Annotated in this window: 8 protein-coding genes; 3 read left to right on the top strand and 5 right to left on the bottom strand. The window is 72.3% G+C overall.

What is annotated here, in order from left to right; translation table 11 throughout:
- Nucleotides 1-173: 173 nt before the first annotated feature.
- The 5 genes from ACF062_RS31470 to glgX all read right to left on the bottom strand — a co-directional run bounded on the left by ACF062_RS31470 (nucleotide 174) and on the right by glgX (nucleotide 9,068).
- Nucleotides 174-2,096: an ABC transporter ATP-binding protein gene (locus ACF062_RS31470; RefSeq protein WP_392143039.1), complete on the bottom strand. Its 1,923-nt coding sequence runs from the start codon at nucleotides 2,094-2,096 to the stop codon at nucleotides 174-176.
- Complete coding sequence (locus ACF062_RS31475) at nucleotides 2,093-4,039, bottom strand: ABC transporter ATP-binding protein (protein WP_392143040.1); 1,947 nt, start codon at nucleotides 4,037-4,039, stop codon at nucleotides 2,093-2,095. Before ACF062_RS31475 ends, ACF062_RS31470 begins: the two co-directional genes overlap by 4 nt.
- 196 nt (nucleotides 4,040-4,235) lie before the next feature.
- Nucleotides 4,236-5,615 (bottom strand): carbohydrate-binding protein, encoded by a 1,380-nt coding sequence (locus ACF062_RS31480; RefSeq protein WP_392143041.1) that lies wholly within the window; start codon nucleotides 5,613-5,615, stop codon nucleotides 4,236-4,238.
- A gap of 79 nt (nucleotides 5,616-5,694) precedes the next feature.
- Nucleotides 5,695-6,660, bottom strand: coding sequence for a LysR family transcriptional regulator (locus ACF062_RS31485; RefSeq protein WP_223776875.1), 966 nt, complete (start codon nucleotides 6,658-6,660; stop codon nucleotides 5,695-5,697).
- Between the two features lie 116 nt (nucleotides 6,661-6,776).
- A complete protein-coding gene (gene glgX, locus ACF062_RS31490; RefSeq protein ID WP_392143042.1) occupies nucleotides 6,777-9,068 on the bottom strand; it encodes a glycogen debranching protein GlgX in 2,292 nt (763 codons plus the stop codon).
- 207 nt (nucleotides 9,069-9,275) lie between these two features.
- Between glgX and ACF062_RS31495 the strand changes: the two genes are divergently transcribed.
- The 3 genes from ACF062_RS31495 (at nucleotide 9,276) to ACF062_RS31505 (ending at nucleotide 12,710) form a co-directional block, all read left to right on the top strand.
- Nucleotides 9,276-10,433 carry an Ig-like domain-containing protein gene (locus ACF062_RS31495; RefSeq protein WP_392143248.1) on the top strand — a complete coding sequence of 386 codons (1,158 nt, stop codon included), beginning with the start codon at nucleotides 9,276-9,278 and terminating at the stop codon, nucleotides 10,431-10,433.
- 174 nt (nucleotides 10,434-10,607) lie between these two features.
- Nucleotides 10,608-11,846 (top strand): Ig-like domain-containing protein, encoded by a 1,239-nt coding sequence (locus ACF062_RS31500; RefSeq protein ID WP_392143043.1) that lies wholly within the window; start codon nucleotides 10,608-10,610, stop codon nucleotides 11,844-11,846.
- Nucleotides 11,847-11,942: 96 nt separating this feature from the next.
- A complete protein-coding gene (locus ACF062_RS31505; protein WP_392143044.1) occupies nucleotides 11,943-12,710 on the top strand; it encodes an enoyl-CoA hydratase/isomerase family protein in 768 nt (255 codons plus the stop codon).
- Nucleotides 12,711-12,734: the final 24 nt, after the last annotated feature.

The raw sequence follows: 12,734 nt of genomic DNA on the forward strand, positions 1-12,734 counted from the left end.
CCGTTCACGGACAGCCTCCGCGACCGCCTGCGACACGCCGCCGCGCGCCCCTGGTCCCCTCGACGCATCCGCGTTCGTGCCCGTGCCCGTGCCCGCGTCCGTCATGCCGTCAGCTCAACTCCCCGCCCATGGTGCCGTCATGTGCTCGTCTCCCCGCCGGTTCTCCCGTGCCCTCAGCCCACCACACTCTCCCGCCACGCACGGTGCAGGTCAGCGAACGAGCCGGCCCCCCCGATGAGTTCGGTGGGGCTGCCGTCCTCCACGATGCGGCCGTGCTCCATGACCAGGACCCGGTCGGCGATCTCCACCGTGGAGAGCCGGTGGGCGATCACCACGGCGGTGCGTCCGCGCAGCACCGTGTGCATGGCGCGCTGCACGGCGCGCTCGCCCGGGATGTCCAGGGAACTGGTCGCCTCGTCGAGGATCAGCACCGCCGGGTCGGCGAGCAGCGCCCGTGCGAAGGCCACCAACTGCCGCTGCCCCGCCGAGATCCGGCCACCGCGCTTGCGTACGTCCGTGTCGTAGCCGTCGGGGAGCGCCGCGATGAAGTCATGGGCGCCGATGGCCTCGGCGGCGTGCTCGATCTCCTCGCGGGTGGCGTCGGGGCGGCCGATGGCGATGTTCTCGGCGACCGTCCCGGAGAACAGGAACGCCTCCTGCGTCACCATGACCACCCCGCGCCGCAGCTCCGCACCGGCCAGCTCCCGCAGATCGACGCCGTCCAGGAGGACGCTGCCCTCCGTCGGGTCGTAGAAGCGGGCCAGCAGCTTGGCCAGCGTCGACTTGCCCGCACCGGTCGAGCCGACCACGGCGACGGTCTGCCCGGCGGGCAGCGTCAGGTCGAAACGGGGCAGCACCTCACCGCCCGTGCGGTAGGCGAACCGCACCCCGTCGAAGCGGACCTCGCGGCCCGGGTGCGCCGACTCCAGCGCGGGCAGCGGACGTGCGGCGGAGGCCTCCGGCTCCGGCACGGTCGGGGTCTGGGCGAGCAGCCCCGCCACCTTCTCCAGGGAAGCCGCCGCCGACTGGTAGGAGTTGAGGAACATGCCGAGCCGGTCGATCGGGTCGTAAAGCCGCCGCAGGTACAGCACGGCGGCGGCCAGCACACCGAGCGCGAGGCCGCCCTCCGCGACGCGGTGCGCGCCCCACAGGACGATCCCGGCCACGGCGACGTTGGCGACCAGGCGGGAGCCGATGACATAGCGGGCCATCTCCAGGATGGCGTCGCCGTTGCTCCGCTCGTGGCGGCTGTTGAGCGCGGCGAACTCCGCGTCGTTGGCCCGCTCCCTGCGGAAGGCCCGCACCGGCCGGATGCCGTTCATGGTCTCCGCGAACTTCACGATGACGGCGGCGATCGCGGTCGAGCGGTTGCGGAACATCACCCCGGCGCGCCGCTGATAGAGGCGTACGAGGCCGTAGAGCGGCACGAAGGACGCCACCGCGAGCGCGCCGAGGCCCAGGTCGAGCCAGAGCAGCATCGCCGAGATGTAGACGAAGGAGAGCAGGACCGTGATGAGTTCCTGGAGACCCTCGCTGAGCAGTTCGCGCAGCGACTCCACGTCGGTGGTGGAGCGGGAGATCAGCCGCCCGGAGGTGTACCGCTCGTGGAAGTCGACGCTGAGCGCCTGGGCGTGCCGGAAGATGCGCCCGCGCAGATCGAGCAGCACGTCCTGGTTGACGCGCGCGGAGGCGACGATGAAGGCGTACTGGAGGGCACCCGACGCGCCCGCGCAGAGCAGATAGCCCACGGCGACCGCGATGAGCGGGCCGTAGTCGTCGGCGCGCACGGCCGGCACGCCCCGGTCGATGGCGTACGCGACGAGGAGTGGCCCGGCCTGCACGACGGCCTGCTGCACGAGCAGCAGGACCGCGGCGAGGACGACGCGCCCGCGCAGCGGCGAGAGCAGCGAGCGCAGGAGGGCGCGGGTGGCGCCGGGCGGCGCGGGAAGGTCGTCCTTGTCGAAGGGGTCGTCGGCGTTCGCGGAGTGCGGGTCCGGCACGGCGCTCGGAGGTGCTTCGGCTCCGGAGCCCTCGGGGCCCGAGGGCTTCGTGGTCCGCGACGTGGACGTCGACGTCGACGTCGACGAGGTGGTCATCGGGCAGCCTCCTCGGCGGTGCGGTCGGCGGTGACGGTGTTGTCGGCCGTGTCATCGGGGGTGTCGTCGGTGGTGTCGGCCCCTGACATCAGCCAGGCGTACTCCGCGTTCTCCCGCAGTAGTTCCTGGTGGGTGCCGACAGCGGTGATGCGCCCGCCCGACAGCAGCGCGACACGGTCGGCGAGCTGCACCGTGGACGGGCGGTGCGCGACGATCAGCGCGGTCGTGTCCGCGAGGACCCGTCGCAGAGCCGCCTCCACGAGCGCCTCCGTATGGACGTCGAGCGCGGAGAGCGGGTCGTCCAGGACCAGGAAGCGCGGGCGGCCCACCACCGCGCGGGCCAGCGCGAGCCGCTGGCGCTGACCGCCGGACAGGCTCAGGCCCTGCTCACCGACCTGCGTGTCCGTGCCCTGCGGCAGGGCGTGCGCGAAGTCGGCCTGCGTCACGTCGAGCGCCCGCGCCAACTCGGCCTCCCCTGCGGCCTCTTCGGCACCCATCAGGACGTTCTCCCCGACCGTGGCGGAGAACAGCGTGGGCTCCTCGAAGGCCACGGAGACCAGCGTGCGCAGCCGCTCGCGGTCCATCGCGGTGATGTCCTCGCCGTCCAGCGTGATGCGGCCACCGCTCACCTCGTGCAGGCGCGGCACCAGCGCGGTGAGCGTCGTCTTGCCGCTGCCGGTCGCGCCGACCAGGGCCATCGTCTCGCCGGGGCGGATATGGAGGTCGATGCCGCTGAGGACCGGCGGCGCGTCCGGCGGTGCGTCGGGATATCGAAACGCCACGTCGTGGAAGCGCAGCCCGCCGTCCGGGCGGGTCCTGCCGTCGGTGGAAGCGGCCGTCTCGTCTTTCGTGTCCGGGCGGGCCCCGTCGCCGCCGGCGGAAGCGGCCGGCTCCCCCTCCGCGCTTCGGCCGACGGCACACGCGTCCGCGGCACCCTCCGGCTTGGCGTCCATCACCTCGAAGTACCGCTCCGTGGCCGTCGCCGACTCCTGCGTCATCGCGAGCAGGAAACCGATCGACTCCACCGGCCAGCGCAGCGCCAGCGCCGTCGACAGGAACGCGACCAGCGTGCCCGCGGACAGGTCGCCGTCCGCGACCCGCACCGTGCCGAGCACGAGCGCCGCCCCGATCGCGGCCTCCGGCAGAGACATGATCACCGCGTAGATCGCCGCGAGGATCCGGGCCTTGGCCAGCTCCGTGCCCCGCAGTGTGTGCGACAGTTCGCGAAACGCCCGCGCCTGGCTGCGGTGGCGGCCGAAGCCCTTGATGATGCGGATGCCGAGCACGCTCTCCTCGACGACCGTCGTCAGATCGCCGACCTGGTCCTGCGCGCGCCGCGCCACCGCGGTGTAGCGCCCCTCGTAGTACGCGCAGACGATCACCATCGGCGCCACGGGCGCAAGCAGCACAAGGCCGAGCAGGAAGTCCTGGCCCAGCAGGATGACCACGCCGACCAGGATCGTCGCGCCGTTCACCAGCAGGAACGTCAGCGGAAAGGCGAGGAACATGCGCAGCAGCATCAGATCCGTCGTGCCGCGCGAGAGCAACTGCCCCGACGCCCACCGGTCGTGGAAGGCCACCGGGAGCCGCTGGAGATGGCGGAAGAGGTCCGCCCGCATGGAGGCCTCCACACGCGCCAGCGGCCGGGCGACGAGCCAGCGCCGCAGCCCGAAGAGCAAGGCCTCCGTCACCCCGAGCGCGAGCAGCAGAAGCGCCCCCAGCCACACCCCCGCGCCGTCCCCGTCGGCCACCGGGCCGTCCACCATCCACTTCAGTACGAGGGGGAAGAGCAGCCCCGTACAGGAGGCGACGACGGCCACGACGGCCGCGGTGACGAGGCGGGCCCTGACCGGGCGCACATACGGCCACAGGCGCAGCAACGACCGTACGGTGGACCGCCCCTCGGCAGGGGCGGCTGAGGCGGGGGCATCTGATTTCGGCATCAAGAGCGAGCCTACGGACGGCCACTGACAGAGCCCACCGAGTTTTGGCCCGTACGCGGTACTCCGCTGGTCGTAGGTCCAGGCGGGCCCGAGGCGTACAGCAGGGGCATCGTCGGCTGAGCCGCGATGCCCCTGAAAGGGGCGCGGGGAACTTGCGCGATCAGCCACGAACCACCCGCGGCCGACTGGTCAGCGCTCAGGCGGCTTCCCACAGCGCCGGGGTGCTGGGCGGCTCCCAGCCCTGCTGCGCCTGATGCGGCTGCAAGCACCGGTACGTGGCGCCGCCGTACGTGACCGAGTCACCCGCCGCGTACACCTTGCCGGCAGCCCACGTGCCGCCCGGCTCGGGCTCACCGGGACCAGGGCCCGGGTCGCCGCCCCCCGTGGTCCTCAGCGTCAGCCCGAACTGCTGGAGCAGCGGGTTGATCGGCTGGTGGAAGGTCGTGCCACCGCTGCGGCAGTTGCCCGAGCCGCCCGAGGTGACGCCCTGCGCCTGGCTGCCGGAGATGTAGGAGCCGCCCGAGTCACCGGGCTCCGCGCAGACCGTCGTCCTGGTCACGCCGCTGATGGTGCCCTCGGGATAGGTGACGCTGGTGTTGTGCTGCGAGATCGTGCCGCAGTGCCACCCCGTAGTGGAGCCGGACCGGCAGATCGACGCACCCACCGGGGACTGCGTGGAGCCCCCGACGCCGACCCGCTGGCCCCCCGGGCCCTTCACGTACGGGGTGGCGGTCCACTGTGAATTCGTGGCGACCCAGGCCATGTCCCTGCCGGGGAAGATGGAAGCCTGGAACGTGCCCTGGGCCACCCGGTTGTAGCCGGTGGTCGCCGTGCCCGCGCGTCCGCAGTGCCCCGCCGTGGCGAAGCCCTGCTGGGCGCCCTTGGTGACGGAGAAGCCGATGGAGCAGCGCCCGCCTCCCATGTAGTACGGGTCGCCGCCCACCAGGTCGTACAGCGGACGCGGCCGCTCGCGCGTCTCCTGGACGCGTACGAGGGAGGAATCCACGCCCGCGGCGGAGACGAGGGAGGTGGCGGCGGCGGCCTTGACGGCGCGCACCACGACCGCGTTGGAGCGCACGTCGACGTACCAGACGGGCGCGTCGCGCGTCGCCGTCTTCTTCGCCGCCCGGTCGAGGCGGGCCTTCGCGGCGTCGAGGCGGGCGACGGAGTGCCGCACGACCTCGGCGTTCGCGCCGCGCGCCTCGATGACGGGCACCTCGGCGGCGTCGGTGGTGGCCACGGTGAGCTTCTGGGAGGTGGCGCCGTGCACCCAGGCGCCCGCGAAGGAGCCGCCGAGCGCGTTCCGCAGGGCTCCCGCGTCGGCGCCGGCCTCGGCCTCGTTGACCAAACGAGCCTTGGCCTGCGCCGACGTGAGGCCGAGGTCGCGCTGCATCGCCTTCAAGACTCCGGGAGAGGTCTTGCCGACGGCGGCGCTCTCGGCGGGGGAGGGGAACGGGGAGGCGGCGGGGTCGGTCTGGGCGGACGCGCTGCCGGGCAGCCCGGCGAGGACCAGCGCACCGGCCGCGGCGAGCGCGGCACAGGCGGCCGCGGCACGTCTGTGTGGGGTGGGGAGCATGCGGGGATCTCCTCGGGTGGCGAGGGATGAGTGGGGATCGCCTCACACCGTAGAAGCCTCAACTGCCCCTCAGCAGCTGTCAGTCGACCCCCGTCCCCGGCGTTATGGAAGGTGCCGCGAGCCACGCCGTGTAGCTCTCGCTGCGGGCCGCGGCCTCGGTGTGCGCCGTGCGGGCCTGCGCGAAGACCGCGGCCGCGGTGTCGTGGGCCGGGGCCGCCGGATGCCAGCCGAGCACGTGCCGCCAGTACAGCGGCGTCCCCGCGAGCGCCCGCGTCACCAGACCCGGCGTCGGCGGGAACGTCGCCCGGCACAGCCCCACCGCCCGCCCCACCTGCACCAGATGGACGCAGGACGCGACATCCGTCTCGTACACCCGCGACGGAGTGAACCCGGCGCGCGCGCACGCCGCGTTGAAGCAGTCCGCGAAGCAGCCGTCACCCGGCACGTCCGTCCAGGCCTCACCGGCGAGCCGCCCCAGCTCTATCTCCTGGTGGCCGGCGAGCGGATGGCCGGTCGGCAGCATGACGAAGACGGGGTCGCGGCCCACCTCCCGCCACACCAGCAGGTCACTCTTCGGCGGCGCGCTCGCCCCGCAGGTCCCCACCAGCGCGAAGTCAAGGCTCCCGGCCGCCGTCAGCGCCGCGATCTCCCGCTCCGACCAGGAGGTGTGCGTCGAGACGGGCACCCCCGGATGCGCGGTGGCGAGCCGGTCCACCAGGGCGCCGAGCAGCGGCCCGTGCGTCCCGCCGAGCCGGAACCCGCGGCCGTCCTCCCAGGCCCGCGCGAACCGCTGCGCCTCCTCCCGCAGCCCGCTCACCGCGGGCAGTACGACCCGCGCCCGCGCCAGCACGAACTCGCCGAGCGCGGTGGCCCTTACCCCGTGCCGCCCCCGCTCGAACAGCTCCCCGCCAAGGGCGCGCTCGATCCGCTTCAGCTGCGCGCTCAGCGCGGGCTGCGCCAGCCCGAGCACGGTGGCCGCCTTGGTCAGGCTGCCCGCGTCGGCGATCGCCCGAATCGTCTTCAGGTGCCGCAATTCGAGGTCCATGGCCCGAGCTTGGCGCCAGCCCGGGGGCGCGGCAATACTCCGGTCTGGACCAAGTGCCGGCGGGCATCGGGAGAGGCGGCTCCCGAAGGTGGCCGGGCCCCTGCCCGATGCCCACGTCAGGCGTGGCCGACCCGCAGCAGCAGCACCGACCGCCCCGGCACCGTCACCGCGGCCCCCGCCCGGTGCACGGTGCCCGGCGGCGCCTCCTGCTCCTCCAGCGCCGTGTCCACGACGACCTCGTAGGACCGCGCCCACGGCGGCCCCGGCAGCACGAAGTCCAGCGGCTGCTCCGCCGCGTGCAGGATGGCGAGGAAACTGTCGTCGGCCACCGGCGCGCCCCGCGCGTCACGGCCGGGTATGTCCCGCCCGGAGAGGTACATGCCGAGCGTCGCGGCGGGCGCGTACCAGTCGGCCTCCGTCATCTCCGTGCCCCGCGGCGTGAACCATGCCAGGTCCCGCAGGCCGTCCGCCGAGTGCGCCCGCCCGGAGAAGAACGCCCGGCGCCGCAGCACCGGATGCCGGTGCCGCAGCTCCATCAGGCGTGACGTCAGCGCGAAGAGCTCGCGCCACCCCGGCTCGTCCCGCAGCCCCCAGTCGACCCAGCTGATCTCGTTGTCCTGGCAGTAGGCGTTGTTCGAGCCGCGCTGCGTGCGCCCCATCTCGTCGCCCGCGACGAACATCGGCACGCCGGTGGAGAGCAGCAGCGTCGTCATGAGATTGCGCAGCTGCCGCCGCCGCAGCGCCGTGACGCCCTCGTCGTCCGTCTCGCCCTCGGCGCCGCAGTTCCAGGAGCGGTTGTCGTCGGAGCCGTCGCGATTGCCCTCGCCGTTGGCCTCGTTGTGCTTGCGCTCGTAGGTGACCAGGTCCCGCAGGGTGAAGCCGTCGTGCGCGGTCACGAAGTTCACCGACGCGTACGGCCTGCGCCCGCCCCACGCGTACAGATCGCTCGACCCCGAAAGCCGGTACCCCAGATCCCGGACGTCCGGCAGCGCGCCCCGCCAGAAGTCCCGCACCGCCCCTCGATAGCGGTCGTTCCACTCCGTCCACAGCGGCGGGAAGGCACCCACCTGATAGCCCCCCGAGCCCACGTCCCACGGTTCGGCGATCAGCTTCACCCGCCGCAGGACCGGGTCCTGCGCGATCACCGCGAGGAACGGCGAGAGCATGTCGACGTCGTGGAAGGACCGCGCCAGCGCCGCCGCCAGATCGAAGCGGAAGCCGTCCACCCCCATCTCCGTCACCCAGTACCGCAGCGAGTCCGTGATGAGGCGCAGCACGTGCGGCTGGACGACCTGGAGGGTGTTGCCGCAGCCCGTGTAGTCCGCGTACCGCCGCGCGTCGCCCGGCTGGAGCCGGTAGTAGCCGCGGTTGTCGATGCCCTTGAGCGACAGCATCGGGCCCAGCTCACCGGCCTCCGCCGTGTGGTTGTAGACCACGTCGAGGATGACCTCGATCCCCGCCTCGTGCAGCGCCCGCACCATCCGCTTGAACTCGCCGACCTGCTGCCCCGCCGTCCCCGACGCCGCGTACGCCGCGTGCGGCGCGAAGTAGCCGATGGAGTTGTACCCCCAGTAGTTCTTCAGCCCTCGCCGCAGCAGATGGTCCTCGTGCGCGAACTGGTGCACCGGCATCAGCTCGACCGCCGTCACGCCGAGACGTACGAGATGCTCCAGCGCCGCCGGATGCGCCAGACCGGCGTACGTACCGCGCAGCTCCTCGGGAATCCCCGGGTGCAGCTTGGTGAAGCCCCGCACATGCAGCTCGTAGATGACCGAGTCCGCCCACGGCGTCTTCGGCCGCCGGTCGTCGGCCCACTCGTCGTCCGGCGCGTCGTCGTGCACGACCACGCCCTTGGGGACGTACGGCGCCGAGTCCCGGTCGTCGCGCACGGTGTCCGCCACGTGCTGTTGGGGCCAGTCGCGCACATGGCCGTACACCTCCGCCGGCAGCGTGAAGTCGCCGTCCACCGCACGCGCGTACGGATCCAGGAGCAGCTTCGCCGGATTCCAGCGGGCGCCGGTCCACGGGTCCCAGCGGCCGTGCACGCGGTATCCGTACCGTTGCCCGGGGCGCACGCCCGGCACGAAGCCGTGCCAGATCTCGTGCGTCAGCTCCGTCAGCGGACAGCGCGTCTCGACGACCCCGCCCCCCTCGGTGTCGAACAGGCACAGCTCCACGGCCTCCGCCCCGCCCGCCCACAGCGCGAAGTTGGTACCCGCCACCCCGTCGGGTCCCGCCTTGAAGCGGGCGCCGAGCGGTGTCGGCGCCCCCGGCCACACCGGCCGCGTGGGCGCCACGCGCGCCACGGCCCGCCGGCTCCCGTTCACCGCGGGGGCCGGCCCCTCGGGCGCGGCGCGCTCCTTCGCCCGTGCCTCCCGCACTGTCCTTTGCTCGGATGCGCTCGACACCTGTCAGCCTCCCGCGGCTCTGTCGGCCGACGCGCGAAGAAGGGCATACGGCGTCCCGGCCGCGGCTCCCCCTACGTCGTCCTCCCCACTGTTCTGCCCAGCGCGCGCGTCGCACTCACGTTTCCCCGGGGGACGACGGTCGTTGGGTCCCACGTGAGACAGGTTGCGAGGCGCGCACGGCGCGCAGGAACCGCGCTGGCCGCGGTGGTGGCATGGGCAGGTCTGCTGGCGGGGGCGGCGGGCTGTACCGGTGGCGGACTGGACACGGTCCTCGGCAAATCGCGCTCGCCCGCGGACGCGATCCGGGTGTCGCCCGACGACGGGAGCAAGGCGGTCAAGCCCGACGAACGGTTCGAGGTGACGGTCCCCGGCGGCCGGCTGGAGTCCGTCGAGGTGGTCCGGACGCAGGACGCGCAGAAGTTCGAGGTGCCCGGCCGCATCAGCGTGGACGGCATGACCTGGCGGCCGGTGGACAAGGGCCCGCTCGCGGTCGCCGCCACGTACGCCGTCGACGCCGTCGCCCTGGACGGCCACGGCCGCCGCTCGGCCCGGCACACCACCTTCCGCACGGCCGTCCCCGACGAGCGCTTCGTCGCCTACGTGGCGCCCGAGAACCGCTCCACGGTCGGCACCGGAATGATCATCTCCCTGGAGTTCAACGAGGAGGTCCGCGACCGCGCGGCCGTCCAGCGCGCCATCCACGTGAGCGCGCGCCCGGCCGTCGACATCCGCCCGCACTGGTTCGGCGGCACCCGCGTGGACTTCCGCCCCGAGAAGTACTGGAAACCCGGCACCAAGGTCACCGTCGCCCTGCGCCTGCGGGACGTCGAGGCCGCCCCAGGGGTCTACGGCCTCCAGGACAAGACCTTCACGTTCACCGTCGGCCGCCACCAGCAGTCCCTGGTCGACGCCGCCGAGCACACCATGGAGGTACGCCGCGACGGCGAGCTGATCTCCACCGTGCCGATCACCGCGGGCGCCCCCAAGACCACCACGTACAACGGGAAGATGGTGGTGACGGAGATGCTGGAGGTGACCCGCATGAACAGCCGCACCGTCGGCTTCGGCGGCGAGTACGACATCCCCGACGTGCCGCACGCCATCCGCCTGACGACCTCCGGCACCTTCCTGCACGGCAACTACTGGGCGCCGGACGCCCCCGGCAGGAAGAACGTCAGCCACGGCTGCGTGGGCCTGCGTGACGTGAAGGGCGGCAGCTCCAAGACGCCCGCGGGCTGGTTCTTCGACCGCACCCTCATCGGGGACGTCGTCGAAGTGGTCAACAGCAAGGACCGGAAAGTCGCTCCCGACAACGGCCTCGGCGGCTGGAACATGGCGTGGAAGGACTGGGTGAAGTCGGGGTGAAGAACGGCTGACCAAGATCCATCCGCACCCCGCGGGCAGTTGGAACGGAACGGTGACATTGGCGGGGAGTCATCGCCCGGATCCGTGTGGTTATCTATCGCTTGCGCGTGTCTGAAACGCGCAGGTGCACTGGGGTGCGGGCCTGGATCCAGGCCGTGCGAGGGGAGACACATCGTGAACGGGCGACCTATATCGGGGGCTTCGGCGGACGCGCGTGGGCGCGTGCGGCGGAGGGGCGCCAGAGGGCTGACGGCAGTGCTGTCGGGAGCGGCACTGCTGGCGGTCGCGGCATGCGGGGGCGGCGGCTCGGACGCCGGGGACGACGGCAAGGACAAGGCGGACAAGAACGCGCCGTCGGCGGCCGTCGTGACGATAGCCCCCAAGGACGGCGCGGAGTCGGTGGCCACCAGCGGCGCCCTGAAGATAGCCGCCGACAAGGGCAAGCTCTCCGAGGTCAAGGTCGTGGACAGCAAGGGCAACCCGGTCCCCGGCAAGATCACCTCGGGCGGCACAGGATGGACCCCCGCGCACCACCTCGCGGCGGCCACGAAGTACAAGGTCCACGCGGTCGCGAAGGACTCCGAGGGCCGCGCGTCCGCCAAGGACACCACCTTCACCACGCTGACCCCGAAGAACACCTTCATCGGCCAGTTCACCCCGGAGGACGGCGCGAAGGTCGGCGTCGGGATGCCGTTCTCGGTGAACTTCACCCGGGGCATCACCGACCCGGAGGCCGTCGAGAAGGCCATCCAGATCAAGACCGAACCTTCGGTGCCCGTCGAGGGCCACTGGTTCGGCAACGACCGCCTCGACTTCCGCCCGGAGAAGTACTGGAAGGCCGGGACCAAGGTCACCGTCAAGCTCAACCTCGACGGCGTCGAGGGCCGCCCGGGCGTGTACGGCAAGCAGTCCAAGACCCTGAACTTCACCATCGGCCGCAGCCAGGTCTCAACCGTCGACGCCAAGACGCACCAGATGACGGTCGTCCGCGACGGCAAGCAGATCAAGAAGATCCCGATCACCGCGGGCGCGCCCGGCACGACCACGTACAACGGCGAGATGGTCATCAGCGAGAAGCTCCAGGTGACCCGGATGAACGGCGAGACCGTCGGCTTCGGCGGCGAGTACGACATCAAGGACGTCCCGCACGCGATGCGCCTGTCGACCTCCGGCACGTTCATCCACGGCAACTACTGGTCGGGCGGCGCCTTCGGCAACACCAACGCCAGCCACGGCTGTATAGGCCTGAGCGACGTGCGCGGCGGCTACAGCAAGAAGACGCCCGGCGGCTGGTTCTTCAACAACTCGATGATCGGCGACGTCGTCGTCGTGAAGAACTCCGCCGACAAGAAGATCCAGCCGGACAACGGCTACAACGGCTGGAACATGCCGTGGGAGGAGTGGAAGGCGTAAGCCCTCCCGGTGAGTGCCCCGAGGGGCCCGGCGCGCTGAGAACCAGTGCGCCGGGCCCCTCTCCTCTTCCGCGTTAGCCCCCGTTAACCTGCTGGCATGACCGCAACCCTCGAAGTCGCCGAAGGCGTCGGCACGATCCGACTCGACCGCCCCCCGATGAACGCCCTGGACATCGCCACCCAGGACCGCCTCAAGGAGCTCGCCGCCGAGGCCACGCGCCGCGACGACGTGCGCGCCGTGGTCATCCACGGCGGCGAGAAGGTGTTCGCGGCCGGCGCGGACATCAAGGAGATGCAGGCCATGGACCACGCGGCCATGATCGCGCGCTCCGGGGCCCTCCAGGAGTCCTTCACCGCCGTGGCCCGCATCCCCAAGCCCGTCGTCGCCGCCGTCAACGGCTACGCCCTCGGCGGCGGTTGCGAGCTGGCGCTCTGCGCGGACTTCCGCATCGCCGCGGACAACGCCAAGCTCGGCCAGCCCGAGATCCTGCTCGGCCTCATCCCCGGCGCGGGCGGCACCCAGCGCCTGGCCCGCCTGGTCGGCCCCTCGAAGGCCAAGGACCTCATCTTCACCGGGCGCCAGGTGAAGGCCCCGGAGGCGCTCGCCATCGGCCTGGTGGACCGCGTCGTGCCCGCCGCCGAGGTGTACGAGCAGGCGCACGCCTGGGCCGCGCGCCTCGCCCGGGGCCCGGCCATCGCGCTGCGCGCCGCCAAGGAGTCCATCGACGCGGGCCTGGAGACGGACCTCGACACAGGGCTGGCCATCGAGCGCACGTGGTTCGCGGGCCTGTTCGCCACGGAGGACCGGGAGCGGGGCATGCGCAGCTTCGTGGAGGATGGCCCGGGCAAGGCCAAGTTCCTCTGAACTCACCCCGTCTGCCCATCAGTT

It is taken from the genome of Streptomyces sp. NPDC015345 (genome assembly GCF_043078805.1).
Lineage (GTDB): Bacteria > Actinomycetota > Actinomycetes > Streptomycetales > Streptomycetaceae > Streptomyces.